We start from the raw sequence: 25,046 nt of genomic DNA, 5'->3' as shown, positions 1-25,046 counted from the left end.
TGAGGACGCACGACAGATTCCTGGGCTATATTGAGTCCATGTTCGAAGTGCTCGTGTTTGTGTATGAAAACTACTGGCGCGGCGATGCCTGCCCCGAACCCGAACAGCTGGGCCGCAAGCTCAGTGCACACGGTTTCGAGGCGGAGGAAATTCGCGACGCCTTGCAGTGGCTCGACGGCCTGAGCCTCGCAACGCAGGGCCTGCAGCTCGAACGCCAGGCCGGTGAAGGCGACGACAGTCCCATCACTACCGCCCGCGTCACGCTGGGTGGCGCGCCCGAGGCGGCGCTGCCGCAGTCGAGCCAGTCGATGCGTGTGTATTCACCGTCGGAGCAGGAACACCTCGGCGCCGAGTGCCTCGGCTTCATCCGGTTTCTCGAACTGTCGAACGTGCTGCCCTGCGGCCTGCGCGAGATCGTCGTGGAGCGCTCGATGGCCGCACCGGGCGATCCGGTGGCGCTGGACGAACTCAAGATCATCGTGCTGATGGTGCACTGGCGCACCGGCATCGAGCCCGATGCGCTGGTGCTCGACGAGCTCTGCGAGAGCCGCGAAGGCCGAATAGCGCATTAGCTCGCCCCCAGGCGGACCAAGTTCTCCCCCAGGCTGCGCGCACTTCGTGTCGCTTCGCCAACCCCCTACCGGGGCAACACCAACGGCCTGGCAAAGCCAGTTCCGTGGTGTTCCACGAACAGACGGGGACAGTCGCGCGGCTGATCAGTTCAGCAGCCGCTCGGGATTCGCATCGAGCTTCGCCAGCGCCTCGCGCGTGGCGCGCGCGGTGAGCGTTTCTTCCTCGGCGGGCACCAGCAGGCCGGCCTGCAGGTACATCGCCAGCCGCCCAGCCTGGATGAGGAAGCTGCGGCCGTCGGCCGAGGCGAACAGGTGCAACTGCTTGCGGTCGCTGCGCCAGACGAACTGGACCTGGGTCACGCGGTCGTTGTGGTCCAGCATGAACCAGTTGCCCACCTGCAGCTCGTGGGTCCACGCGAGCATGTCCTCGGCCACCTTGACGCCGGAGGTGTCGGGAATGACCTCGATGGCGGTAGCGTCCACGCCGAGCAGCAGTTCGATGCTCTGCGCATCGAGCGGCAGGTCGGAGGCGCCGCCGTCGTCGCTCACGAAGTCTTCCAGGTGCGCCAGCCGCTCGGCCATGGCCTCGATCTTGGCCTGGGGAATGGCCTCGGTCTTCGACATGAAGGCGTCGGTGAGCGTGGCGCCGATGGTCTTGATGTGGCCTTCCTGCGGCTCGCCGACGATGCCCAGCAGGTCCATGCCCTGGCGCAGGCGCTGCAGCAGCTGTGGCAGGTCCTGGATGACGCGGGCGCGGTCGGCGCGATTGGGCTTGGCGCTCGCGGCCCAGACCAGCTCGGAGGCCGCGCGCTTGAGCATCACGGTGTGCTCGCCCTGCGCACCGTAGCGCAGCGCGGCGATGGCCAGCACCTCGGCCCAGACCTTGAACAGGAATTCACGGATCTCGTCGCGCACCGGCATGTCGTTGAGCATCTTGCGCAACTCGATGGTGTACTGGATCGCCATCGTCTCCTTCTGCTCGACCTGCTGCGCCACGCTCATCACGCGCTGCGTGGCGTCGCTCTGCGTGAGGTAGCGGCCGAGGAAGGCGACGAACTCGTCGAACACCAGCTTGAACACGCGCTGGCCGGTTTCCGGGTACTGCTCGATGACCTGCACCACGCGCTTGATCTCGTTCTCGAGCGCACTGCCGGTGATGGCGGCGGCGTCGAAGCCCATCACGCAGGAGCCCATGCGGTCGATCAGCATGCGCGCGGGGTGCTGCAAGGTGCCGAAGAACTCGGGCTCGGCGATGGCCACGCGCAACACCGGCATTTGCAGCCGCGCGAACCACACGCGGGCGGAGAACGGAATGCGCTCTTCCGCGAGGATGGCCTGGAACATCAGCGCCACGATCTCGACCGTGGCCTTGTCGGCCGTGGTGGGGGCGCGCTTCTTGAGTTCGGCGGTGCGGCGGCGCAGGTCGACCGCGGTCTGCTGGATCAGCGTGGCCTGTTCGCCGGCGCCGTCCATGTACTGCGTGGCCGCCATGCGGTAGGCCACCTCGGCATCGGCGATGGCGCCGGCAAAGGTTCTGGAAAACACGCGGGGGCCGGCAATGCCGCCGCCGGTACCGGTCGCGCCGCCACCGGGCTGCGAGGCGCCGGCATCGCCGCCGATGCGCGCGGCCACGAAGCGCTTGAGGCTCAGCAGCGCGGTCTGCGCGCGCTGCCGCGCGAAGGCGAGCGGCGAGCTGCCCATCATCGAGCTGGAAGCAGGCGCTCCCGACGGCACCGACGGCTGGAAGCCGGAGCCCGCTCGCTGCGGCTGCGGTGACTGTTGCGATGGGTGCTGGCCGTGCGGCATCGCGCCACCGGCCGGGCCGTGCCCGCCCTGGCCCATCGGCATGTTCGACGACACCGGCATGCCCATGGACGAGGTGCTGCTGCCGCCTGCATCGCCCGTGCGGCGCACGAAGCTCTTGAGGTCGATCTCCTGCATCACGCCCTGCGCGATCAGGAAGGCGTTGGCGCTTTCGTAGGCCTTCGCGACCACGTCCGCCAGGGCCTGCTGCACCGTGCCCTGCACGCGGCTCCAGGTTTCGCGGCTCAGGCCGGCTGCCAGCCACTGCTCCACCAGCAGCTTGGCCAGCGTCTCGGGTTTCAGCACGTCCCTGGCATCGAGTTCGTGCGTGCCTTCGAGGTGCTGGATGCGCAGGCGCAGGTCGCTGAGTTCGAAGCTGGCCTTGTCGTGGATGGTCTGTGCCAGGCGCGAGGCGAGGATGTTGCTCTCGACCACCTCGTCGCCGATGAGTTCCAGCCGCAGCGCTGCGGGACCCGACGAGGTAGTGCCCGTCGGGCTTGCGCCCAGCGCCTTGCGCCAGCCGGTCTGCGCGAGCGACACCCACTGCGAGGCATGACCCTGGAACGCGACGAGGTCGTCGCGGCTTTCCTGCATGGTGCGCGCGCTGCCGACGTCGGCAGCCACCGCGGTCAGGCGGTCGCGGATGGCGTGGGCGAGCGGAGCGATCGCGCCTTCCGTGGCCGCCACGAAACGCTCACGCGCCTCGCGTGCGAGCTGCAGGGAAGAGGCGGACCGCGCAGTGCTCATTGAAAGATGGAAAAGGCCTGGAGAAACGGTTCGTCGGCGACAGCCCCGAGCTTGCATCGGGATGCGTCACCGCACAAGTGCGGGTGACGCGGGGCTGGCGCCGGAGTATCCCTCAGAAGAAGGATGTGAATTCGCCGCCGCGCTCGCACGGGGGCGGATTCAACCGGCTCAGACCACGGCGCCGGCGTTCGGGTCGTCGCTGCCGGAGTCGCCGTCGCGCTTGACCGGCGGGCCCTTGATCAGGTCTTCACGCTTCACGCCCAGCCACATCGCGATCGCGGCGGCCACGAAGCACGACGAGTAGATGCCGAAGCAGATGCCGATGGTCAGCGCCAGCGCAAAGTAGTGCAGCGTGGGGCCGCCGAAGAAGAACATCGACAGCACCACGAGCTGCGTGGAGCCGTGGGTGATGATCGTGCGGCTGATGGTCGAGGTGATCGCGTTGTCGATCACCTCGGTGGTCGTCATCTTGCGGTAACGACGGAAGTTCTCGCGCACCCGGTCGAAGATCACGACCGACTCGTTCACCGAATAGCCCAGTACTGCGAGCACCGCCGCCAGCACCGCCAGCGAGAACTCCCACTGGAAGAAGGCGAAGAAGCCCAGGATGATCACCACGTCGTGCAGGTTGGCCAGCACGGTGGACAGCGCGAACTTCCATTCGAAGCGGAACGCCAGGTAGATCATGATGCCGATCACCACCATGGCCAGCGCCTTGATGCCGTTGGTGGTCAGCTCCTCGCCGACCTGCGGCCCGACGACCTCGATGCCGCGCTGCGTGGCCGACGGGTCGACCGACTTCAGTGCCTGCATGACCTGCGCGCTCTGCTGGTCGGAGCTCATGCCCTTCTGGGTGGGCAGGCGGATCTGCACGTCGCGCGAGGTGCCGTAGTTCTGCACCTGCACTTCGGGATAGCCGAGCTTGGTGATGGCCTCGCGCACCTTGCCGATGTCGGCCGATTGCTCGTAGGCCACTTCCATCACTGTGCCGCCGGTGAATTCCACCGACAGGTGCAACCCGCGGTGGAACAGGAAGAACAGCGCCAGCGCAAAGGTCGCGAAGGAAACGATGTTCAGCACCAGGGCATGGCGCATGAACGGGATGGTCTTGTGGATGCGGAAGAATTCCATGGCGATGGTCCTCGGCCGTTACTTGGTTTCGACCACGGCGCTGCCGTCGGTCTTCGGCCGCCAGACGGTGCCGATCGACACGGTCTTGAGCTTCTTCTTCTGGCCGTACCAGAAGTTCACGAGGCCGCGCGAGAAGAACACGGCGGAGAACATCGAGGTGACGATGCCGATGCAGTGCACCACCGCGAAGCCACGCACCGGGCCCGAGCCGAAGGCCAGCAACGCGATACCGGCGATGAGCGTGGTCACGTTGGAGTCCAGGATGGTGCCCCAGGCGCGGTCGTAGCCGGCGTGGATGGCGGCCTGCGGCGAAGCCCCGTTGCGCAGTTCCTCGCGCACGCGCTCGTTGATCAGCACGTTGGAGTCGATCGCCACGCCGATGGCCAGCGCCATGGCCGCGATGCCGGGCAGCGTGAGCGTGGCCTGCAGCATCGACAGGATGGCGACCAGCAGCATCAGGTTGACGGCCAGCGCGATCGACGAGAACAGGCCGAACAGCGCGTAGTAGGCACACATGAAGACCATGATGGCCAGGAAGCCGTACATCACGCTCTTGAAGCCCTTCTCGATGTTGTCGGCACCGAGCGTCGGGCCGATCGTGCGCTCCTGGATGATTTCCATGGGCGCGGCCAGCGAGCCGGCGCGCAGCAGCAGCGCGAGGTCGCTGGCCTCGGCCACCGTCATCGAGCCCGAGACCTGGAAGCGGTTGCCCAGCTCGCCGTTGATCGACGGGGCCGTGAGCACTTCGCCCTTGCCCTTCTCGAAGATCAGCATGGCCATGCGCTTCTTGTAGTTCTCGCGGCTGACGTCGCGCATGATGCGGCCGCCCTTGGCGTCCATGGTCAGGTCGACCTTGGGCTGGTTGCTCTGCTGGTCGAAGCCGGGCTGGGCGTCGGTGAGGTTCTCGCCGGTGACGAGCACCTGCTTCTTCACGATCACCGGACGGCCGCTGCGGTCGAGGAATTTCTCGGAGCCGAAGGGCACGGGCGCGCCGCTCAGTTCGGCCGCGCGGCCTTCGGAGCTTTCGTCCACCATGCGCATTTCGAGCGTGGCGGTGCGGCCCAGGATTTCCTTGGCCTTGGCCGTGTCCTGCACGCCGGGCAGCTGCACGACGATGCGGTCCAGGCCCTGCTGCTGGATCACCGGCTCGGCCACGCCGAGTTCGTTGATCCGGTTGTGCAGGGTCGTGATGTTCTGCTTGAGGGCGGCATCCTGCAGGCGGCGGGCCGCCTCGGGCTTGATGCTGGCGGTCAGGCGCCAGTTGGCGCCGTCGGGCGCGTCGGTGGTGCTGAGGTCGGGAAACTGGTCCACGATCAGGCGCTTGGCGGCGGTGAGCGAGGCCTCGTCGCGGAACGTCACCTCGACGGTCTGGCCGTTGCGGCTGACCTGGGTGCCGCGGATGTTCTTGTCGCGGAAGGTGGTGCGCAGGTCGCTGGCGAACGACTCGGCCTTCTTGTCGATGGCGCCCTTCATGTCGACCTGCAGCAGGAAGTCGACGCCCCCGCGCAAGTCCAGGCCCAGGTACATCGGGTACGCATGCAGCGCCGTGAGCCACTTCGGCGAACGGGACAGCAGGTTCAGCGCCACCGTGTAGGGCGGGTCGCTGGCGTCCGGCACCAGGGCGCGCTGGATGACGTCGCGCGCCTTGAGCTGGTCGTCGGTGGTGGTGAAGCGGGCGCGCAGCGAGCCGGCGTCCAGCGTCACCAGGTCGGGCGTCAGGTTGGCGGTCTTCAGCGCCTCCTCGACCCGGGTCTGGGTGGCGGCATCGACCTTGATGGTCGTCTTGGCCGCGGACACCTGCACCGCAGGTGCCTCACCGAAGAAATTGGGCAGGGCGTAGATGAGCCCCACGAGCATCACGATCACGATGATCGCGTACTTCCAGACCGGGTAACGGTTCATGAGAAGGCGCTTTTCACAAGCGTTTCAGAAATGGAACACGGCGTGACTTGGGGCCCTGCGCCGCGAAGCGCAAGGTTCAGCTCACGCTTTTATTGCTTGACGGCGCCCTTGGGCAGCACCTGGACCACCGCGCTGCGCTGGATCTTGATCTCGACGCCGTTGGCGATCTCCAGGCCGAGGTACTGGTCGTTCAGCGAGGTGATCTTGCCGAGCACGCCGCCGGCCGTGGCGACTTCGTCACCCTTGGCCAGGGCTTCGATCATGGCGCGGGCTTCCTTCTGGCGCTTCATTTGCGGGCGGATCATGACGAAATACAGCACCACGAACATCAGCACCAGCGGCAGCATGCTGCCGAGCGAGGACATCATGTCGCCACCACCGGCGGCTGCGGGCGCGGTTTGTGCGAAAGCAGAGGAAATGAACAAGAGAGTCTCCAGCAGAGGGAAGAGAGAAGAAAAAGACTTCAGATGCGCGGGCCGGGCCCGCGGTTCCGCGCCCACGAGGGAGGCGGGCCGCAAGTCAAAGGCTCGGCGGGGGAGGCCGCGCGCAGTCGGGCATTGTATTCGTCGCAGATGGCCGTTTCGCGCCCTTATCCGGCGCGCCTCGCAGGGCTTTCAGCTATCGTTTAAATAGCAAAGAGCGCCGCAAGGGCGCTCTTTGTCAGGGGAAACGGACCTGGCGGATCAGGCCGCCGCGCACTGCGCCTGGGGGTTGCGCCACTTGCCCAGCAACTCGTTCCAGCGGGTGCGGGCCGCCGCCAGGTTGCGCTCCTTCACGTGGCCGTAGCCGCGGATCTGCTCGGGCAGGCCGGCGATCTCCAGCGCCAGCGCGTGGTTGTCGGCGCGCAGGCCCTTGATCACTTCCTCGATGCTGGCGCGGTACTCGCCGATGAGGGCGCGCTCGGTCTTGCGCTCCTCGGTGCGGCCGAAGACGTCCAGCGCCGTGCCGCGCAGGCCCTTGAGCTTCGCCAGGAAGCGGAAGCCCGTGAGCATCCAGGGGCCGAACTTCTGCTTCTGCAGCTGGCCCTTGGCGTTCTTCTTGGCCAGCAGCGGCGGCGCCAGGTGGTAGTTGAGCTTGTAGTCGCCTTCGAACATGCCCTCGACGCGGTCGAGGAAGGTGCGGTCGGTGTGCAGGCGGGCGACTTCGTACTCGTCCTTGTAGGCCATCAGCTTGAACAGGTAACGCGCCACCGTCTCGCTCAGGGCCGTGCTCTTGCCGGCGGCGGCCTCGGCCTGCTGCACGCGGCCGACGAACTGCTTGTATTCCTCGGCGTAGGCGGCGTTCTGGTAGCCGGTCAGGAACTCGACGCGGCGCGCCACGAGGGCCTCGACCGTCTCGCGCTTCTTGAATTCGATGACCTGGCCCGGGCGCACGCGCTTTTGCAGCTCGTCGGGACGCACGGCTGCCTGGCGGCCCCACTCGAAGGCGGTCTTGTTGTTCTCGACCGCCACGGCGTTCAGCTCGATGGCGCGCATCAGCGACTCGTGCGCCAGCGGGATCCAGCCCTTCTGCCAGGCGTAGCCCAGGATCATCGGGTTGACGTAGATGGTGTCGCCCATCAGCGCAGTGGCGGCGGCATCGGCGTCGAAGGCGCCCAGGCCGTCGATGCCCACGGCGCGCGCGATCTCGGCGGCACAGGCGTCTTCGGGGTTCTGCCAGTTGGCGTTGCGCACGAAGGCGGCGGTGGGCGAGCTGTGGCTGTTGAGCGCCACGTGCGTGCGCCCTTCGCGCATGCGCGTCATGGTCTCGGCATTGATCGTCACCAGCGGATCGCAGGCCAGGATCAGGTCGGCCGCCGCGGTGCCCACGCGGGTGGTGCGGATGTCGTCCTGCGTGTCGCCGATGAGCACATGGCTCCAGGTGGCGCCGCCCTTCTGCGCCAGGCCCGCGGCGTCCTGCGTGACGATGCCCTTGGCTTCGATGTGCGCGGCCATGCCCAGCAGCTGGCCGATGGTGATCACGCCGGTGCCGCCGACGCCTGCCACCACCACGCCCCAGACCTTGCCGCCGTCCAGCGACGGAATCGCAGGCTCGTTCAGCAGGCCGAATTCGGCCGGCGTGGCTGCCTTGTTCTTGGCCTTCTTCTTGAGCTGGCCGCCCTCGACGCTGACGAAGCTCGGGCAGAAGCCCTTCAGGCAGCTCATGTCCTTGTTGCAGCTGCTCTGGTTGATGGTGCGCTTGCGGCCGAACTCGGTCTCCAGCGGCTCCACGGAGAGGCAGTTGCTCTGCACGCTGCAATCGCCGCAGCCTTCGCAGACCAGCTCGTTGATGACCACGCGCTTGGCCGGATCGACGGCCGTGCCGCGCTTGCGGCGGCGGCGCTTCTCGGTGGCGCAGGTCTGGTCGTAGATGATGGCCGTGGTGCCCGGGAGGGCGCGGAACTCGCGCTGGATCTCGTCCAGCAGGTCGCGGTGCTTCACCTGCACGTGGTCGCCGGGGATGTTCACGCCCTCGTACTTCTCGGGCTCGTCGGTGACGATCACGACCTTCTTCGCGCCTTCGGCATGCAGGCTCTCGGCGATCTGCAGCACCGAGTGGCCCTCGGGGCGCTCACCCACGGTCTGGCCGCCGGTCATGGCGACCGCGTCGTTGTAGAGGATCTTGTAGGTGATGTTCACGCCGGCCGCGATGCTCTGGCGGATGGCGAGCAGGCCGCTGTGGAAGTAGGTGCCGTCGCCCAGGTTCGCGAAGATGTGCTGGTCGGTCGTGAAAGGCTGCTGGCCCACCCACGGCACGCCCTCGCCGCCCATCTGCGTGAAGCCGATGGTGGAGCGGTCCATCCAGGTCGCCATGAAGTGGCAGCCGATGCCGCCCATCGCGCGCGAGCCCTCGGGCACGACGGTGCTGGTGTTGTGCGGGCAGCCCGAGCAGAACCAGGGCTGGCGGGTGGCGTCGGCCACGCTGGAGGAGGCCTGCTGCACCACCATCGAGCGCTCCTTGGCCTCGAGGATGGCGAGTTGCGCGTCGATGCGCGCGGCCATGTCGGCGCCGGCGGCGGCCAGCAGGCCGGTCTTCTTCAGGCGCCCGGCGATGGCCTTGGCGATGAGTGCGGGGTTCAGGTCGGCGTTGGCGCGCAGCAGCGTGTGGGCCGTGGGGTTGGGCATCGACCATTCGCCGCCCGAGTAGCCCTCGGCCGCGTGCACTTCGCCCTCGTCGAACTTGCCGACCACGTTGGGGCGCACGTCGGAGCGCCAGTTGTAGAGCTCTTCCTTGAGCTGGTACTCGATGACCTGGCGCTTTTCCTCGACCACCAGGATTTCCTGCAGGCCGGTGGCGAATTCGCGCGTGAGCTGCGCCTCCAGCGGCCACACCACGCCCACCTTGTGCAGGCGGATGCCGAGCTGGCGGCAGGCCGCGTCGTCCAGACCCAGGTCGATGAGGGCCTGGCGGGTGTCGTTGTAGGCCTTGCCGCTGGCCATGATGCCGAAGCGGTCGTTCGGGCCTTCGATCACGTTGTGGTTCAAGCGGTTGGCGCGGATGTAGGCCAGCGCGGCGTACCACTTGTAGTGCATGAGCCGGGCTTCCTGCTCCAGCGCATGGTCGGGCCAGCGGATGTGCAGGCCGCCGGGCGGCATCTCGAAATCGGTGGGAATGACGATGTCGACGCGCTCGGGGTCGATCATGGCCGTGGCGCTGGACTCGACGATCTCCTGGATCGTCTTCATGCCCGACCACACGCCCGAGAAACGGCTCAGCGCGAAGGCGTGAATGCCCAGGTCCAGGATTTCCTGCACGTTGGCCGGGAAGAACACCGGCGTGCCGCAGGCCTTGAAGATGTGGTCGCTCTGGTGCGCGGCCGTGGAGCTCTTGGAGATGTGGTCGTCGCCGGCCACCGCGATCACGCCGCCCCAGGCGGTGGTGCCCGCCATGTTGGCGTGCTTGAAGACGTCGGAGCAGCGGTCCACGCCCGGGCCCTTGCCGTACCAGATGCCGAAGACGCCGTCGAACTTGTTGGTGCCAGCAGGCGAGAAGCCCAGCTGCTGCGTGCCCCACAGCGCGGTGGCCGCCAGCTCTTCGTTCACGCCGGGCTGGAAGACGATGTTCTGTTCCTTGAGGAACTTGCTGGCCTTCCACAGCGCCTGGTCGTAGCCGCCGAGCGGGGAACCGCGGTAGCCGCTGATGAAGCCGGCGGTGTTCTTGCCGACCTGCTTGTCGCGCAGGCGCTGCAGCATCGGCAGCTTGACCAGGGCCTGCACGCCGCTCATGAATGCGCGGCCGTAATCGAGGGAGTATTTGTCGTCGAGCGTGACGGTTTCTAGCGCGCGGCGGATGTGCTCGGGCAGCGGGGCATTCATGTTCTCTGTCTCCGTTTTGGCAGGGCTTTGTGGGCCTGGCTGAGGGGTGTGGGTCTGTGCCCGGTAGGGCGCAAGCCCATGATCACGCAAAGTGTATGCCGGGGTCCGCGACAGGTGTTTGCGTTTTTTGCCTCGAAAAAGCAGCTTGCAGAAAGAATCTTGCTTAACATCCACCTCCATGGAAAGCATAGACAAGTTCGACCTCGCTATCCTGCAAGAACTGCAGACCGATGGCCGCCTCACGAATGCCGAGCTTGCGCAGCGCGTGGGCCTGTCGGCGGCGCCCTGCTGGCGGCGCGTGCGCGCGCTGGAAGAGGCGGGCTTCATCAAGGGCTACCGCGCCGAGATCGACCGCCACAAGATCGGGCTGGGCGTGCTCGCCTTCGTGCGCGTGGACACCGAGCGCGTCACCCACGAGGCCACGCGCAAGCTCGAAGACGCGATCCGCAAGATGCCCGAGGTGGTGGCCTGCCACTACATCAGCGGCACCGGCACCTTCGAGCTGCAGGTGGTGGCGCAGGACCTGAACGGTTTCTCGGCCTTCGCGCGGCAGAACCTCATGAACCTGCCGAACGTGAAAGACCTGCACACCAGCTTCTCGCTGGGCGAGGTGAAGGCCAGCAGCGCGCTGCCGCTGGCGCACCTGGGCGACGGCTCCGGCCGGCCGCGCGGGTCCTAGCCTCGGGACAGATCAGCGCCGCTCGGCCCGGCTCGCCTCGCGGACCGCGCGGAATTCCGACGACGGGCCCCATTCGGGCCAGCGCCGGCTGTTGGCCAGCGTCTCGCCCACGCGGTACAGCAGCGGCAGGTCGTGCGCCATGCCGGTGAAAGACCAGTCCGCGCGCCACTCGTCGGCCGGCTGGTGATAGCGCTCGGCGGTGTAAGCCTTGCTGGCGGCTTCGCCGGCCGCGAGGCCGCCGTTCACGAGGTCGTTGCCGGAGGCGAAGGACAGCGCGGGCACGCCGCGCTTGGCGAAGGAGAAATGGTCGGAGCGGAAGAAATAGCCGGCCTCGGGGTGCGGGTCGGGCGCGTAGGCCAGGCCGAAACCCCGGGCCTGCGCGACCAGCAGGTCCTGCAGCTGCGAGACCGCGCTGCCCGAGGTGCTGAAGTTGCGCGCCGGGCCCTCGGGGCTGAGCGCGTCCATGTTGAGGACGGCCACCGTCTTTCCGAGCGGGTACAGCGGTTTCGCGCCGTAGAACTCCGAGCCGAGCAGGCCGCGCTCTTCCGCCGTCACCGCGAGGAAGACGACCGAGCGCTCGGGCTTGCGGCGCGCGCTCGCGAAGGCACGGCCCATTTCGACCAGCGCGGCCAGGCCGGTGCCGTTGTCGACGGCGCCGTTGTAGATGCGGTCGCCCTTGGCGTCGGGCGCGCCCACGCCCAGGTGGTCCCAGTGGGCGCTGTAGATCACCGTCTCGTCGGGGCGTTTGCGGCCTTCGACACGGCCCACCACGTTCTTCGAGACGATCACCTGCCGGTCGATCGCGTATTCGGCCGACAGGCTCGCGTCCTTGAGCAGCTGCGGCTGGAACTCGCGCGTCTGCGCGAGCTTCTTCTGCGCCTCGAAGTCCAGGCCCGCGCGGCGCAGCAGGTCGACCGCCACGTCGCGCTGGATCCAGCCCTCCAGCTTCGGATGCACCGACGCGGGCTGTTCGCGTTCGATGTCGAGCATGGTCGCGGTGTTGGAGTTCTTCACCGTCGCCCAGCCGTAGGCGGCCGGCGCGGTCTCGTGAACGATCAGCACGCCCAGCGCCCCACGGCGCGCGGCCTCCTCGAACTTGTAGGTCCAGCGGCCGTAGTAGGTCATGGCCTTGCCGCCGAAGTCACCGCTTCCGGTTTCGAAGTCGGGGTCGTTCACCAGCACCACGGCGATCTTGCCCTTGAGGTCGACGCCCTTGTAGTCGTCCCAGCGCCGCTCGGGCGCGCTGACGCCGTAGCCCACGAAGACCAGCGGCGCCTGCTGGATCGACACCGCGGTCGAGCCGTCGAGCGCCGCGCGCACCGCGATCTGCTCGCCCTGCGCCAGCGCGTCGCGCTGCGTGCCCACCTGCAGCGTGATCTGCGGCGGGCCGCGGAACTCGGTCTTCACCAGCGGCACCGACTGCGTCCAGCCGCGCCGCCCGCCCTCCAGATCGCCGCCGGGCGCGAGGCCGGCGGCCTTGAACTGGGCGATGAGGTAGTCGACCGTCTTCGCTTCCCCCGGCGTGGCCGGGGCGCGGCCTTCGAAGTCGTCGCCGGAGACCGTCTTCACGATCTGCGAGAGGCGCTGCGGGTCGAAGCGCGGCGCCGGGGGATCGGCCGCGGCCAGTGCGACGGCGGCGCCCGACGCAAGGCCGATGCCGCAAAGAAGATAGGACGCAAGCCGCTGGATCGTCATGCAAGGCTCCTGGACCGCAAAGCCCCGGATGCTAGCCAACGGCCGCGCCCTTTCGCCCATGCCCTTCGCCCGGCGTCGAGAACCTTGGTTAGCCCCTCAACGCGCGACACGCCGGATGGAATGAAAAAGGCCGGCCCCCGCGAGGGAGCCGGCCCGGCGATCCGCCCGCAGGCGGTGTTCCTCTGACGGATGTCTATCGGATCAGAAGGCCATGTCCTTCTCAACGTCCTGCAGCTTGCGGCGAGCCAGCGCGAGGTTCGACTTGGCCTTGTCCAGCACGAAGTAGATGAACACGCCTTCCTTCTGCGCCATCGGGCGCAGCAGGTGGTACTGCTTGCCGAGGGTGATGAGGATGTCCTCGATGGTGTCGTTCAGGCCGAGGGCGCGCATCGTCTTGAGCTTGGCGCGCACCACTTCGGTGTTGCCGGCGGCCGCCACTTCGAGGTCGACGCCCGTGCCGATGGCGCCCAGCATCATGCCGCTGGCGGAATCGACCACGGCGGCGCACAGGGCGCCGTCGGCGGTCAGGAGGTTTTCGAGGCTGCTTTGGATCGAGGCCATGTCAATGTTTTCCTGTAGCTCATGCGAAGGTAATGATGAGGCGGAGGCGTCGCATGCAACCCGTCCCCGCCTGTGAATTCGGTGTGGGCGGCGGATCAGGGCGCCTCGAGCGACCGCACGCAGGCGGCCGTGCGGTACAGCGCCTGCGCGAGCACCGCGTCGGCGTCGGCGATGACGTTCACCACCAGTTCGGTCTCGCCGTTGTGCACAGGGCTGACGAGCGCAAAGCCGTTGTCGGTCGCGACCGTGATGCAGGTGCAGCGGCCCAGGCCGGCCTCCTGCGACACGACGGCGCCGATGGCGGCGATCGAGCTGGCCATGGCGGCGATGCGCGCGGGCTCGACGTCGCGCCGGGCGACGCTGGCGATCTCGAAGCCGTCGGGCGTGGCCACCACCACCGAGGCGACGCCGCTCACCTCGTCGAGCACGCGGCGGGCCTCGGCCGCGGCGCGCAGCTTGAGGGCATGGGGAATCCTCATGGTGCGGCCTCCTCGTCGAGCACTTCGATCTGCATCAGCAGCGTCTCGATCAGCGCGACCACGTCGTCCTTGCGGCGCGGGTCGACCGCCAGCAGCGGCAGCACCAGCCCGCGCGCCGCCAGGGCCTGCGCGTAGTCGTCGAGCGTGGGCGCGGGATGCGACGGCAGCCGGCTGACGCCGATGGCGCAGGGCATGCGCTCGAGCGCGCCGGCGAAGCCGTCCAGGTACTGGGCCAGGTCGGCCATCGGGTCGGGCCGGCTGTTGTCCAGCAGGATCGCCAGGCCCAGCGCGTCGCGCACCAGGATCTTCCACATGAAGTCGAAGCGGCTCTGGCCCGGCGTGCCGTACAGGCGCAGGCGGTCGCCGTTGTCCAGCGTGACCTGGCCGAAGTCGAGCCCTACCGTGGTGGTGGCCTTGGCGACCGAGGTGTCGGCGTTGACGACCTCGGTGGCGATCGGCGCGGTTTCGCTGATGGCCGCGATGGCCGTGGTCTTGCCCACGCCCATGGGGCCCGTGAAGACGAGCTTGAAATCCCTCATGGCGGCGCCCTCAGGCCAGTCCGAGGCGTCGGCGGATGCGCGAGAGCAGGCCCCGCTTGTGCTGGGCGGCCTCGCCGCCAGCGCTGACGCCACCCGAAGGGCGCGACCCGCGCGCCTCCTCCGACCAGGTCAGCGCGCCCTCTTCCTCCAGCAGGCCGAGGAAGGTGCTGCACTCCTGCACGTCGATGCGGCCCAGCACGCTCAGGCTTTCGGCCGATTGCGCGCTCTTCGACAGGGCGGCGGCCAGCCGCACGTAGATCGGGTGGCGCTGCAGCGTCACCTGCGAGGGCCAGCGGATCAGCGAGGCGCGCGCGCGGATCGAGCGCACCATGGCGCGCGCCGCATCGCCCGAGGTCGTGCCCGGCACGACCTGGTTGACGTGGTTGAGCAGCTCCACCAGCTCTTCCGCATAGATGGGGCGCGCCAGCGTACGGCGCGAAGGAGCGGCCGACGCGGCATCGCCGCGCGCCACCATCGGCACCACGAAGCGCGCCGCCGGCGCCTGCCGCTCGGCGGCCGGCGCATCACCGTCCACCAGCAAGAGGTCGCACGGTTGCGATTCGCTGACGGTCCAGAGCGAGCGGAGATTGGAACTGAGGCGGACGATGATTCTCAGGAGCTCGACCTCGACCTGAGGCAGCCCCATGACGCCCAAAACCAGTGGCATGACTTCTTCCCTGAGCAATTGTTCTTAATAGTTCCTTATTGTTATATGTGTTAACTAAATGCTGCGTCATGTATCAAGTCAATGCCCAAATTTGGACGCGCAGCGAGAAGTAACGCACACGGCAGGAGCACCAGGTCGGGCATGGCCATCCCTCGAAAAGCCCTTGGGACCCCTGTCCCCATGCATCCCGCTCGCCACTGGCCGGCGCGGGGCGGCCGATAGCGACCGCCTAAAATGCTCGCCCACCGCTCCCCGCCGGGCGGCAAGACACAAGGACTCCGAATGAACTCTCTACGCCGCGCACTGGCCCTCGGCCTGGCTGCAGCCACGCTCGCCTTCGGCGCCCAGGCCCAGAACCGCGAACTCACCGTGGCCTCCAGCGCCACCTACGCGCCCTTTGCCTTCGAGAACAAGGACAAGCAGATCGTCGGCTTCGACATCGACATCATCAACGCCATCGCCAAGCAGCAGGGCCTGAAGATCAAGATCGTCAACACGCCCTTCACCGGCATCTTCGGCGCGCTGAACAACGGCGACGTCGACCTCGTGATCTCGGGCGTCACCATCAACGAGAAGCGCAAGCAGAGCTACGACTTCACGCCGCCGTACTTCGCGGCCCGCCAGCTCATCGCGCTGCCGAAGAACAGCACCGTGGCCTCGCTGAAGGACCTCACCGGCAAGAAGATCGCCGTGGTCAGCGCCTCCACCGCCGACGACATCGCCTCGCGCGAGTTCGGCAAGACCAGCCCCAACATCCGCCGCTTCGAGAGCACGCCGCTCATCATTTCCGAGCTGGCCGGCGGCGGCGTCGATGCCGCCATGGGCGACAACGGCGTGATCGCCTACCGCGTGTCGCAGCACCCCGAGCTGAAGACGCTGGACGACAAGTCCTTCCCCGAGGAAGGCTTCGGCATCGTCGTGAAGAAGGGCGACAAGGCGCTGCTCGACAAGCTCAGCGCCGGCCTGGCGGCCATCCGCGCCGACGGCAGCTACGCGACGATCTACAAGAAGTGGTTCAACAAGGACCCCAACGTGCGCTGAGCCGCACGGCTTTTCCCTGAACACGGCCGCATCCATGCGGCCGTTTCGTTATCCGTAGTCTGAGAAAAATATTGTGAGGATGTAAGCATGGAACAACCGATCCTGCTGTTTGGATGGTTCCGCTGGGACATCCTGGTCGAATACAAGGACCTGTTCTGGCAAGGCGCCTGGATGACGCTGCGCATGACCGTGGTCTGCGTGCTGCTGGGCGCGAGCTGGGGCCTGTGCCTGGCGCTCGCGCGGCTGGCGCAGGCGCGCCACGCGCCGTGGACCTGGGTCACGCGCGTGCTGCTGCGCTGGCCGGCCACGGTGTACGTGAGCTTCTTCCGGGGCACGCCGCTGTTCGTGCAGATCCTCTTGATCCACTTCGCGGTGATGCCGGTGTTCATCCACCCGAGCACGGGCCTGCTCATCGACGGCGACCTCGCGCGCACGCTCAAGCAGGAGCACGGCGCGCTGATCTCGGGCGTGGTCGCGCTCACGCTGAACTCGGCGGCCTACATCTCGGAGGTGTTCCGCGCAGGCATCCAGTCGATCTCGCGCGGCCAGTTCGACGCCGGCCGCTCGCTGGGCTTCAACCCCGCGCAGGTGATGCGCTACGTGGTGCTGCCGCAGGCTTTTCGCCGCATGCTGCCGCCGCTGGGCAACAACGCGATCGCGCTGCTCAAGGACACCTCGCTCGTGTCGGCCATCGGCCTGGCCGAGCTGGCCTACGCCGCGCGCACCGTGGCCGGCGCCTACGCGCGCTACTGGGAGCCGTACCTCGCGATCTCGGTGATCTACTGGGTGATGACGCTGGTGCTGACCACGCTGTTGCGCCGCCTCGAACACCGTCTCGCACGCAGCGATAGAAGTTAGGCACACCCCCAGGCTTCGCGCACTTCGTGTCGCTGCGCCAACCCCCTTGCAGGGGGCAACACCTGAGGCCCGGCAAAGCCGGTTCCTCGGTGTTCCTGGAAGGGACAGCGCACCGCGCCCGCACGTCGAAGTCGCGGGCGCCACAATAGCGCCACATGCCGCCCATATCCCCCGAAGAGACACCCCTCCCGCCGGCCAAGCCGCAGCCCACGAAGTTCGCCGCGCTGGAGCCGTTGAAGCTCCCCGTGTTCCGCATGCTGTGGAGCACCTGGCTCATCGCCAACATCTGCATGTGGATGAACGATGTGGCGGCGGCGTGGATGATGACCTCGCTGACCTCCTCGCCGATCTGGGTGGCGCTGGTGCAGTCGGCCTCCACCTTGCCGGTGTTCCTGCTGGGCCTTCCCAGCGGCGCGCTGGCCGACATCCTCGATCGCCGGCGCTGGCTGGTGGCCACGCAGTTCTGGCTGGCCGGCACCGCCGTGGTGCTGTGCGCCGCCATCGCGCTCGATGTGATGACCGCGCCGCTGCTGCTGGCGCTCACCTTCGCCAACGGCATCGGGCTGGCGCTGCGCTGGCCGGTGTTCTCGGCCATCGTGCCCGAGCTGGTGCCGCGTCCGCAGCTGCCGGCGGCGCTGGGGCTGAACGGCATCGCCATGAACGCCTCGCGCATCGTCGGCCCGCTCACGGCCGGCATGCTGATCGCGAGCGCGGGCAGCGTCTGGGTGTTCGCGCTCAACGCGGTGCTGTCGGTGGCCTCGGGCTTCGTGGTGCTGCGCTGGCGCCGCGAACACACGCCCAACCCGCTGGGCCGCGAGAAGCTCATCAGCGCGATGCGCGTGGGCGTGCAATTCGTGCGCCAGTCGCAGCGCATGCGCGCGGTGCTCACGCGCGTGTCGCTCTTCTTCTTCCACTCCACCGCGCTGCTGGCGCTGCTGCCGCTCCTGGCGCGCAACCTCCAGGGCGGCGGCGCGGGCACCTTCACGCTGCTGCTGGCGGCCATGGGCACGGGCGCGATCATCGCGGTGCTGTTCCTGCCGCGGCTGCGCCAGGCACTGGGACGCGACCAGCTCGTGCTGCGCGGCGCGGCGCTGCAGTCGGCCGCCACGGCGGTGATGGCCTTCGCGCCCAACGCCTGGGTCGCGGTGCCGGCGATGTTCTTCGGCGGCATGGCGTGGATCACGGTGGCCAATTCGCTGTCGGTGTCGGCGCAGCTGGCGCTGCCCGACTGGGTGCGCGCGCGCGGCATGTCGACCTACCAGATGGCGATCATGGGCGCGAGCGCGATCGGCGCGGCGCTGTGGGGCCAGGTGGCCACCGTCACGTCACTGAAGCTGAGCCTGGCCATCGCCGCCGTGAGCGGCACCCTGCTGATGCTCGCGGCCATGCGCTGGGTGACCGACGTGAGCGACGAGGACGACGTACGCCCCGCCCAGGCCGGCTGGGCCACCGGCCCGCCCGCCGAAGCGCCGCAGGAAGACGGCCGCGTGGTGATCACGGTCGAGTACCTCATCGACCCGTCGCGTGCCGCCGCCTTCCATCTCGTGATGCAGCAGACGCGCCGCGCGCGCCTGGGCCAGGGCGCCATCGGCTGGGAGTTGCTGCACGACATCGCGCAGCCCGAGCGCTATGTGGAGCAGATCGTCGACGAGTCGTGGACCGACCACCTGCGCCGCTTCAACCGCGCCACCGCCGCCGACATGGCGCTGCGCGAGCGCCGGCTGGCGTTCCACCTGGGCGAGACGGCGCCGGTGATCACGCGCTTCGTGGTGCGGCGCTGACCTCGGCCGTCAACGAAAGAACAGCAGCCGCGTGAGGAAGGTGTGGTCGGCCTCCGCCGCCATCAGCCCGACCAGCACCAGCAGGCACAGCGGTGGCAGCAGGATGGCGTAGACCAGCGCCAGCCGCTCCCAGGCCATGTGCATGAAGACCGCGACGATCAGCCCGGCCTTCAGCAGCATGAAGACGATGATCAGGCCCCAGCGCAGGTAGCCCTGCACATGGAAGTAGTCGACCATGTACGACATCGCGCTGAGCACGAACAGCAGCCCCCAGATCTTCAGGTACAGGCCGATGGGGTGTTGCTGGCCTGTGGTGGCGTTGGTTTTCATGGTCGCCCTCACCAGAGATAGAACAACGCGAAGATGAAGACCCACACCAGGTCCACGAAGTGCCAGTACAGGCCCACGATCTCGACCACCTGGTAGTTGCCGGCCTTGTCGTAGTCGCCGCGCACCAGCTTGAAGGCCACGGCGAACAGCAGCACCACGCCGGCCGACACGTGCAGCCCGTGGAAGCCCGTGATCATGAAGAAGGCCGCGCCGAACTGCGCCGCCCCCATCGGGTTGCCCCAGGGCCGCACACCCTCCTCGAGGATCAGCTTGGACCACTCGAAGGCCTGCATGCCGACGAAGAGTTCGCCGAAGGTGGCGGTCACGAGCATCAGCGTAGCGGCGTTCATGCGGTCGCCACGGTAGGCGAAGTTGACCGCCATCGCCATCGTGCCGCTGCTGCTGATGAGCACGAAGGTCATGATCGCGATCAGCAGGAGCGGCACGTCGGCCCCGCCCACGTGCAGCGCGAACACCTCGCTCGGGTTGGGCCACGCCGCGGTGGTCGAGACGCGCACCGTCATGTAGCCCGTGAGGAAACAGCTGAAGATGAAGATGTCGCTCAAGAGGAAGATCCACATCATCGCCTTGCCCCACGAGACGTGGAACGCCTGGCGATCGGACGACCAGTCGGCCACCAGCCCGCGCCAGCCGCTCACGGCGACGGTGGGGCCGGAAAGGGTTGCGGTGGAGTGGTTCATGCCAAGCCTCCTCACGGCGTGCCGCAGATGACGCGCGCCACCTCCGGCGTCACCCATCCCAGCAGCGCGAACAGCGCCAGCCACACGGCCCCCATGAAGTGCCAGTAGCGCGCGCACAGCGCCAGGCGCCATCCGGCGCGGGCGGGGTCAGCCCACGCGACACGCGTCGCCATCGCCCACCCGACCAGCCCGCCCGCCAGGTGCAGCCCGTGCATGGCGGTCAGCAGGTAGAAGAAGCTGCCCGACGGGTTGCCCGACGGCAGCACCTGCGCGTGCGCCATCGCGCTCCAGGCCCACAGCTGCACGCCGAGGAAGCCCGCCGCGCACAGGCCGCCGGCCAGCAGCAGGCGGCGCATCCGCACCGGGTCGGGGCGGTGCGATGCGCGCGATGCACCGTGCAGCGCCACGCTGCCCGCCACCAGCAGCGCCGAGCTGAGCCACAACTGCCACGGCAGCGCGAGCGCGATCGCGTCGCCGCTGCTCATGCGCATCACGTAGGCCACGGTGAAGAGCGAGAACAGCGCGGTGACCACGCCCATGAAGACCCACAGGCCGATGCTGGCGGCGCTCGCGTGGGCGTCGCGCAGCCGAACATCGCGGCCATCACGGGGCGTGCCGCGCATGCGCAGGGCGGCATCCGCGTTCATGCCGGTGCTCCCCGCGCGCCGGTCGCCGGCACGTCGTTCCTGTCGCTCATGTCGTCACTGGCCTGCGGCGGCGCGTTCTGCGCGATGAAGTCTTCCGCCGCGCCCGGCACCCCGTAGGCGTAGGCCCAGCGGTAGGCCACCGGCAGCCGCGGCCCCCAGTTGCCGTGGCCGGGCGGCGTCTCGGGCGTCTGCCATTCGAGCGAGGCGGCGCGCCACGGGTTGGCGCCGGCCGGCCGGCCGCGCCAGGCGCTCCAGGCCAGGTTGACGATGAAGAGCAGCTGGGCCGCGCCGACCACCAGCGCCACCACGGTGATGAAGGTGTTGAGGCTGAAGGCCGACGGCGGAATGAACTGGTAGCCGTCGAAGTTGTAGTAGCGCCGCGGCATGCCCAGCACGCCCAGGTAGTGCATGGGAAAGTAGATCGCGTAGGTGCCCAGGAAGGTGATCCAGAAATGCAGCCGGCCGATCCGGTCGTCCAGCATGCGGCCGGTGATCTTGGGGAACCAGTGGTAGATGCCGCCGAACACCACCAGCAGCGGCGCCACGCCCATCACCATGTGGAAGTGGGCCACCACGAAGTAGGTGCCCGACAGCGGGATGTCCACGCTCACGTTGCCCAGGAACAGCCCCGTGAGCCCGCCGATCACGAAGGTGCACATGAAGGCCAGCGCGAACAGCATCGGCACCGACAGGTGGATGTCGCCGCGCCACAGGGTCAGCAGCCAGTTGTAGACCTTGATCGCGGTGGGCACCGCGATGACCAGCGTGGTGGTCGCGAAGAAGAAGCCGAAGTACGGGTTCATGCCGCTCACGAACATGTGGTGCGCCCAGACCACCACGCTGAGTCCGCCGATGGCCACGATGGCCCACACCATCGTGCGGTAGCCGAAGATGCGCTTGCGCGCGTGCACGCTGATGAGGTCGGAGACGATGCCGAAGGCGGGCAGCGCCACGATGTAGACCTCGGGATGGCCGAAGAACCAGAACAGGTGCTGGAACAAGAGCGGGCTGCCGCCCTTGTGGCCCGACAGCTGCCCCATCGACACCAGCGCCGGCATGAAGAAGCTGGTGCCCATCGTGCGGTCCAGCAGCAGCATCACGCCGCTGACGAACAGCGCCGGAAAACCCAGCAGCGCCAGCACCGTGGCCACGAAGATGCCCCACACGGTGAGCGGCATGCGCAGCAGCGTCATGCCCCGGCAGCGCGCCTGCAACACGGTGGTCGCGTAGTTCAGGCCGCCCATGGTGGTGGCCACGATGAAGATCAGCAGCGACACCAGCATGAGCACGATGCCGCCGCCGTGGCCCGGCGTGCCGGGCAGGATCGACTGCGGCGGGTACAGCGTCCAGCCCGCGCCCGTGGGGCCGCCCTCGACGAAGAAGCTCGCCATCAGGACCACCACCGACAGCAGGTAGACCCAGAAGCTCAGCATGTTGAGGTAGGGGAACACCATGTCGCGCGCCCCCACCATGAGCGGGATCAGGTAGTTGCCGAAGCCGCCGAGGAACAGCGCCGTGAGCAGGTAGATCACCATGATCATTCCGTGCATGGTCACGAACTGGTAGTAGCGCTCGGCGTTGATGAACTCGAACTGGCCCGGAAAACCCAGCTGCAGCCGCATGAGGTTGGACAGCACCAGGCCGACCACGCCCACCGCGATGGCGGTGCAGGCGTACTGCACGGCGATCACCTTGTGGTCCTGGCTCCAGACGTAGCGGCGCAGGAAGCTCTGCGGCGCCGGGTGGCCGCCTTCGCCGTCGTGTTCGTCGTCGGGGATGAGCGCAGAAGTAGAAGTCATCGCGCGGCCTTCTGTTCGGTGGCAGCCTGCGCCGGCGGGCTGCCCAGACTCTGGATGTAGGCCACCAGCGCGGCCAGTTCCTCGTCGCTCAGGTCGATCTTCGGCATCACCGGCGGGAAGCCCTTCACGTGGCGGGCCTGCGGGTCGCGGATGAAGCTGCGCAGGTAGGCCTCGTCGACCAGCGCCGTGCTGCCGTCGGCCATCGACTCGGTCTTGCCGTACAGGCCCTTCCAGGTCGGCCCCACGCGTGCGCTGCCGTCGACGGTGTGGCAGGCCACGCAGCCCTTGGCGTCGGCCAGCGCGCGGCCCTGGTCGACGCGTGCGCCGCCGCCGGCCGGCAACGGGGCAGTCTGGGCCGCCTTCGCCGACAGCTGCGCCGCGGCGAAGGTCGGCAGCGCCGCGCGCCAGGCGCCGTAGCCCGCCGGGTCCTCCACCACCACGAAGCCTCGCATGTTCGGATGGCCCACGCCGCACAGCTGCGCGCACAGCGCCTCGTAGCGGCCGGCGACGGTCGGCGTGAACCAGAAGCGGCTCACCTGCCCCGGCACGATGTTCATGCGCGCGCGCATCGGCGGCACGAAGAAGTCGTGCAGCACGTCGTGGGAACGCATCAGCACCAGCACCGGCTGGCCCAGCGGCAAGTGCACCTCGTTGCCCGGGACCAGCAGGTCGTCCTGCCCCGCCGGGTCGGCGGGGTCGAGCCCGAAGGGGTTGGCGGCGCTGACGAAGCGCGCGTCGGTCGCGCCCAGCTTGCCGTCCGCGCCCGGCAGGCGGAAGCGCCATTGCCATTGCTGGCCCAGCACCTCGAGCACGAGTGCGTCATGCGGTGTGCGCACGTAGTTCGCGTACACCACGAGGCCCGGCGCCAGCAGCGCCATGATGCCGACGGTGGTGCCGCCGATCAGCCAGCGCTCGAGCCTCTTGTTCTCAGGCGCATGCGGCGCCACGCGGCGCCCCTCGCGGTGGCGAAAGCGCACCACGGTGTACGCAAGGAACACGTTGATGACGACGAAGAAGAGACCCGTGATGACCAGCGTGATCGTCAGCGTGTCGTCCATGCGCTGCCAGTTGGAGGCCAGCGGCGTGGTCCACCACGGGTTGACAACGTGAAACGCCACCGAGGCCCCCACGATGAGCAACAGGACGACGGCGATGGTCATGCGCTGCGCTCCCTGGGCTGGCCATCGTGGGTTCCGGGGATCGCATGCGCGGCGACATCAGCGGATCGCCGGGATGTGCGGCTCTTCGCCCTCGAAGCGGGCTTCGGGGTGCGTGGCGTCCAGCATCGCCTCGACCTCGCGCACGCGCGACGGCGGCAGGTCGACCATCAGCAGGACCTGGCCCTGCGCGATGGCGCTCTCGAAGCGTTGCAGCCGCGGGCTCGGGATGGAGATGCCGACCATGCTGGCCGACCAGGCACCCACCACGCCGCCCAGCAGCGCCAGGCCCACGGCCACGGCCCATTCGGGCTCGTCGCCGAAAACGGGGAACAGCAGCGCGGCCAGCAGCCCGGCGACGACACCGCAGGCGGTGCCGAGCACCCAGCCGGTCTTGGCGGCGTGAACGAGGTCGGAGGTCTGCCAGACGTTGGCCGCATGGAGCCCGGCCATGTCCATGCCTTCGCGTGCGGCGAAATGCAGATGCGCGATGTCGACACGCGCCTGCAGCAGATCGTGCATTGCCTGCCTGGCGCTCGCCAGGTCCGGCAACAACCAGTAGATGCGTCTTTTCATGGCGCCTCCTTTCCGTCTTGCGACGAGCAAGAGACCATGAATGATTTATAGGCTCCGGAAGGTCGGCATTCAAGTCGGCGGCGAAAGCCCACGCCGGACGATGCGGCGCGGCGCCCGCAGGTGTTTTGACCACCTGCATGATTTTGCTGGCACGCCACTTGCGAGCGAAAGGGCAAGGGTATCCACGCATGGCCTACTTTTTTTGACCACGTGGATAATTTAGACCTCCCCACCCGTTCTGACGAGGTTTGCCACGATGAATCCGCCCCCGTTGCGCAGCCGCTTCTGGTCCGACCTGACCAGTGAAGAGTTCTCCCGCCTCGACCGCGAACGGCTGATTGCCGTGCTGCCGGTGGGCGCGACCGAACAACACGGCCCCCACCTGCCGATGTCCACCGACACCGCCACCATCGACGGCATGGTGCAGGCCTGCCTGCCCTACCTGCCCGACGAGCTGCCGGTGGTGTTCCTGCCCACCGTGCCCTACGGCAAGAGCAACGAGCACTCGCGCTACCCCGGCACGCTCACGGTGTCGGCGAACACGCTGATCGCGCTGTGGAAGGACATCGGAGCCTGCGTCGCCAAGGCCGGCGTGCGCAAGCTGGTGCTCTACAACAGCCACGGCGGCCAGATGAGCGTGATGGACATCGTCGCGCGCGACCTGCGCGAGGAGCACGACATGATGGTCGTGGCCGCCAACTGGTACACGCTGGGCCTGCCGGAAGGTCTGTTCACCGCGCACGAAGGCAAGCACGGCATCCACGCCGGCGACCTCGAAAGCTCGGTGATGCTGCACCTGACGCCCGACTACGTGCGCAAGGATCAGTTCCGCAACTTCAGCTCCATGACCGAGCAGATGGCCGCGGAAAACAAGTTCCTTTCGATCACGCCCAGCGGCAAACTCGGCTGGCAGATGCACGACATCAACCCGGCCGGCGCCGCCGGCGACGCCACCCGCGCCAGCGCCGAGAAGGGCGCGGCGGTGCTGGACCATGTGGGCCGGCGCTTCGTCGAGCTGCTGCAAGAGATCGACCGCTTCCCGCTGGAGCGGCTGGCCAACGTTCCCGCCTGGCGCTGACCCCGCCC

General features: G+C 68.0%; 22 protein-coding genes. 6 read left to right on the top strand and 16 right to left on the bottom strand.

The features are described 5' to 3' along the window. Positions 1-38 precede the first annotated feature (38 nt). Entirely contained in the window at positions 39-572 is a 534-nt protein-coding gene (locus D3H34_RS21915; RefSeq protein WP_119556356.1) for a Smg family protein, read from the top strand. Positions 573-716: 144 nt separating this feature from the next. Here the strand turns inward: D3H34_RS21915 and D3H34_RS21910 are convergent, their stop codons facing one another. The 5 genes from D3H34_RS21910 to D3H34_RS21890 all read right to left on the bottom strand — a co-directional run bounded on the left by D3H34_RS21910 (position 717) and on the right by D3H34_RS21890 (position 10,450). Continuing rightward, positions 717-3,122, bottom strand: coding sequence for a DUF1631 family protein (locus D3H34_RS21910; protein WP_119556355.1), 2,406 nt, complete (start codon positions 3,120-3,122; stop codon positions 717-719). A gap of 168 nt (positions 3,123-3,290) precedes the next feature. After that, entirely contained in the window at positions 3,291-4,253 is a 963-nt protein-coding gene (gene secF / locus D3H34_RS21905; RefSeq protein WP_119556354.1) for a protein translocase subunit SecF, read from the bottom strand. Positions 4,254-4,271: 18 nt separating this feature from the next. Beyond that, a complete protein-coding gene (secD, locus tag D3H34_RS21900) occupies positions 4,272-6,155 on the bottom strand; it encodes a protein translocase subunit SecD (RefSeq protein WP_119556353.1) in 1,884 nt (627 codons plus the stop codon). 89 nt (positions 6,156-6,244) lie between these two features. Continuing rightward, a complete protein-coding gene (yajC, locus tag D3H34_RS21895; protein ID WP_119556352.1) occupies positions 6,245-6,580 on the bottom strand; it encodes a preprotein translocase subunit YajC in 336 nt (111 codons plus the stop codon). Between the two features lie 258 nt (positions 6,581-6,838). After that, on the bottom strand, positions 6,839-10,450 hold the full coding sequence (locus D3H34_RS21890) for an indolepyruvate ferredoxin oxidoreductase family protein (protein WP_119556351.1): 3,612 nt from the start codon (positions 10,448-10,450) through the stop codon (positions 6,839-6,841). Between the two features lie 178 nt (positions 10,451-10,628). On the opposite strand from D3H34_RS21890, the gene D3H34_RS21885 reads away from it, so the two are divergent. Next, on the top strand, positions 10,629-11,129 hold the full coding sequence (locus D3H34_RS21885; RefSeq protein WP_119556350.1) for an Lrp/AsnC family transcriptional regulator: 501 nt from the start codon (positions 10,629-10,631) through the stop codon (positions 11,127-11,129). Between the two features lie 12 nt (positions 11,130-11,141). Here D3H34_RS21885 and D3H34_RS21880 read toward each other — a convergent pair whose 3' ends face one another. The 5 genes from D3H34_RS21880 to D3H34_RS21860 form a co-directional block, all read right to left on the bottom strand. Further along, positions 11,142-12,824 carry a M28 family metallopeptidase gene (locus D3H34_RS21880; protein ID WP_119556349.1) on the bottom strand — a complete coding sequence of 561 codons (1,683 nt, stop codon included), beginning with the start codon at positions 12,822-12,824 and terminating at the stop codon, positions 11,142-11,144. A 201-nt stretch (positions 12,825-13,025) separates the two neighbouring features. Continuing rightward, a complete protein-coding gene (locus D3H34_RS21875) occupies positions 13,026-13,385 on the bottom strand; it encodes a hypothetical protein (RefSeq protein ID WP_119556348.1) in 360 nt (119 codons plus the stop codon). A gap of 95 nt (positions 13,386-13,480) precedes the next feature. Then, entirely contained in the window at positions 13,481-13,864 is a 384-nt protein-coding gene (locus D3H34_RS21870; RefSeq protein ID WP_119556347.1) for a roadblock/LC7 domain-containing protein, read from the bottom strand. After that, positions 13,861-14,403, bottom strand: coding sequence for a GTP-binding protein (locus D3H34_RS21865; protein ID WP_119556346.1), 543 nt, complete (start codon positions 14,401-14,403; stop codon positions 13,861-13,863). Before D3H34_RS21865 ends, D3H34_RS21870 begins: the two co-directional genes overlap by 4 nt. Positions 14,404-14,413: 10 nt before the next feature. Continuing rightward, the gene (locus D3H34_RS21860) at positions 14,414-15,070 is read right to left on the bottom strand and encodes a hypothetical protein (RefSeq protein ID WP_119556345.1); all 657 of its coding nucleotides are present in this window, start codon (positions 15,068-15,070) and stop codon (positions 14,414-14,416) included. Positions 15,071-15,352: 282 nt separating this feature from the next. On the opposite strand from D3H34_RS21860, the gene D3H34_RS21855 reads away from it, so the two are divergent. The 3 genes from D3H34_RS21855 to D3H34_RS21840 all read left to right on the top strand — a co-directional run bounded on the left by D3H34_RS21855 (position 15,353) and on the right by D3H34_RS21840 (position 18,750). Beyond that, a complete protein-coding gene (locus D3H34_RS21855; RefSeq protein WP_119556344.1) occupies positions 15,353-16,111 on the top strand; it encodes a basic amino acid ABC transporter substrate-binding protein in 759 nt (252 codons plus the stop codon). Between the two features lie 87 nt (positions 16,112-16,198). Then, positions 16,199-16,969, top strand: a complete 771-nt coding sequence (locus D3H34_RS21850; RefSeq protein ID WP_119556343.1) for an amino acid ABC transporter permease — start codon at positions 16,199-16,201, stop codon at positions 16,967-16,969. Between the two features lie 155 nt (positions 16,970-17,124). Next, a complete protein-coding gene (locus D3H34_RS21840) occupies positions 17,125-18,750 on the top strand; it encodes an MFS transporter (RefSeq protein WP_119556342.1) in 1,626 nt (541 codons plus the stop codon). Between the two features lie 9 nt (positions 18,751-18,759). Here the strand turns inward: D3H34_RS21840 and D3H34_RS21835 are convergent, their stop codons facing one another. The 6 genes from D3H34_RS21835 to D3H34_RS21810 are packed head-to-tail and all read right to left on the bottom strand — an operon-like array spanning position 18,760 to position 23,960. Continuing rightward, positions 18,760-19,080: a cytochrome C oxidase subunit IV family protein gene (locus tag D3H34_RS21835; protein ID WP_119556341.1), complete on the bottom strand. Its 321-nt coding sequence runs from the start codon at positions 19,078-19,080 to the stop codon at positions 18,760-18,762. A gap of 8 nt (positions 19,081-19,088) precedes the next feature. Next, the gene (locus tag D3H34_RS21830) at positions 19,089-19,781 is read right to left on the bottom strand and encodes a heme-copper oxidase subunit III family protein (protein ID WP_119556340.1); all 693 of its coding nucleotides are present in this window, start codon (positions 19,779-19,781) and stop codon (positions 19,089-19,091) included. A gap of 11 nt (positions 19,782-19,792) precedes the next feature. After that, on the bottom strand, positions 19,793-20,428 hold the full coding sequence (locus D3H34_RS21825) for a cytochrome c oxidase subunit 3 family protein (protein WP_119556339.1): 636 nt from the start codon (positions 20,426-20,428) through the stop codon (positions 19,793-19,795). After that, complete coding sequence (gene ctaD, locus D3H34_RS21820; RefSeq protein ID WP_286186047.1) at positions 20,425-22,227, bottom strand: cytochrome c oxidase subunit I; 1,803 nt, start codon at positions 22,225-22,227, stop codon at positions 20,425-20,427. Before ctaD ends, D3H34_RS21825 begins: the two co-directional genes overlap by 4 nt. Beyond that, entirely contained in the window at positions 22,224-23,387 is a 1,164-nt protein-coding gene (locus tag D3H34_RS21815) for a cytochrome c oxidase subunit II (RefSeq protein ID WP_119556338.1), read from the bottom strand. Before D3H34_RS21815 ends, ctaD begins: the two co-directional genes overlap by 4 nt. Positions 23,388-23,444: 57 nt before the next feature. Beyond that, positions 23,445-23,960 (bottom strand): DUF1269 domain-containing protein, encoded by a 516-nt coding sequence (locus D3H34_RS21810; protein ID WP_119556337.1) that lies wholly within the window; start codon positions 23,958-23,960, stop codon positions 23,445-23,447. Between the two features lie 256 nt (positions 23,961-24,216). On the opposite strand from D3H34_RS21810, the gene D3H34_RS21805 reads away from it, so the two are divergent. After that, positions 24,217-25,038 carry a creatininase family protein gene (locus tag D3H34_RS21805; protein ID WP_119556336.1) on the top strand — a complete coding sequence of 274 codons (822 nt, stop codon included), beginning with the start codon at positions 24,217-24,219 and terminating at the stop codon, positions 25,036-25,038. The last annotated feature ends 8 nt before the right edge of the window (positions 25,039-25,046 follow it).

It is taken from the genome of Acidovorax cavernicola (assembly GCF_003581445.1).
This window is presented reverse-complemented; position numbering and strand designations above follow the sequence as displayed.

What these genes read in the sequence shown, in the direction of transcription:
- D3H34_RS21915 (WP_119556356.1), top strand. Translation starts at nt 39, where the DNA reads ATGTTCGAAGTGCTCGTGTTTGTGTATGAAAACTACTGGCGCGGCGAT.
- D3H34_RS21910 (WP_119556355.1), bottom strand. Translation starts at nt 3,122, where the DNA reads ATGAGCACTGCGCGGTCCGCCTCTTCCCTGCAGCTCGCACGCGAGGCG.
- secF (WP_119556354.1), bottom strand. Translation starts at nt 4,253, where the DNA reads ATGGAATTCTTCCGCATCCACAAGACCATCCCGTTCATGCGCCATGCC.
- secD (WP_119556353.1), bottom strand. Translation starts at nt 6,155, where the DNA reads ATGAACCGTTACCCGGTCTGGAAGTACGCGATCATCGTGATCGTGATG.
- D3H34_RS21890 (WP_119556351.1), bottom strand. Translation starts at nt 10,450, where the DNA reads ATGAATGCCCCGCTGCCCGAGCACATCCGCCGCGCGCTAGAAACCGTC.
- D3H34_RS21885 (WP_119556350.1), top strand. Translation starts at nt 10,629, where the DNA reads ATGGAAAGCATAGACAAGTTCGACCTCGCTATCCTGCAAGAACTGCAG.
- D3H34_RS21880 (WP_119556349.1), bottom strand. Translation starts at nt 12,824, where the DNA reads ATGACGATCCAGCGGCTTGCGTCCTATCTTCTTTGCGGCATCGGCCTT.
- D3H34_RS21875 (WP_119556348.1), bottom strand. Translation starts at nt 13,385, where the DNA reads ATGGCCTCGATCCAAAGCAGCCTCGAAAACCTCCTGACCGCCGACGGC.
- D3H34_RS21870 (WP_119556347.1), bottom strand. Translation starts at nt 13,864, where the DNA reads ATGAGGATTCCCCATGCCCTCAAGCTGCGCGCCGCGGCCGAGGCCCGC.
- D3H34_RS21865 (WP_119556346.1), bottom strand. Translation starts at nt 14,403, where the DNA reads ATGAGGGATTTCAAGCTCGTCTTCACGGGCCCCATGGGCGTGGGCAAG.
- D3H34_RS21860 (WP_119556345.1), bottom strand. Translation starts at nt 15,070, where the DNA reads ATGCCACTGGTTTTGGGCGTCATGGGGCTGCCTCAGGTCGAGGTCGAG.
- D3H34_RS21855 (WP_119556344.1), top strand. Translation starts at nt 15,353, where the DNA reads ATGAACTCTCTACGCCGCGCACTGGCCCTCGGCCTGGCTGCAGCCACG.
- D3H34_RS21850 (WP_119556343.1), top strand. Translation starts at nt 16,199, where the DNA reads ATGGAACAACCGATCCTGCTGTTTGGATGGTTCCGCTGGGACATCCTG.
- D3H34_RS21840 (WP_119556342.1), top strand. Translation starts at nt 17,125, where the DNA reads ATGCCGCCCATATCCCCCGAAGAGACACCCCTCCCGCCGGCCAAGCCG.
- D3H34_RS21835 (WP_119556341.1), bottom strand. Translation starts at nt 19,080, where the DNA reads ATGAAAACCAACGCCACCACAGGCCAGCAACACCCCATCGGCCTGTAC.
- D3H34_RS21830 (WP_119556340.1), bottom strand. Translation starts at nt 19,781, where the DNA reads ATGAACCACTCCACCGCAACCCTTTCCGGCCCCACCGTCGCCGTGAGC.
- D3H34_RS21825 (WP_119556339.1), bottom strand. Translation starts at nt 20,428, where the DNA reads ATGAACGCGGATGCCGCCCTGCGCATGCGCGGCACGCCCCGTGATGGC.
- ctaD (WP_286186047.1), bottom strand. Translation starts at nt 22,227, where the DNA reads ATGACTTCTACTTCTGCGCTCATCCCCGACGACGAACACGACGGCGAA.
- D3H34_RS21815 (WP_119556338.1), bottom strand. Translation starts at nt 23,387, where the DNA reads ATGACCATCGCCGTCGTCCTGTTGCTCATCGTGGGGGCCTCGGTGGCG.
- D3H34_RS21810 (WP_119556337.1), bottom strand. Translation starts at nt 23,960, where the DNA reads ATGAAAAGACGCATCTACTGGTTGTTGCCGGACCTGGCGAGCGCCAGG.
- D3H34_RS21805 (WP_119556336.1), top strand. Translation starts at nt 24,217, where the DNA reads ATGAATCCGCCCCCGTTGCGCAGCCGCTTCTGGTCCGACCTGACCAGT.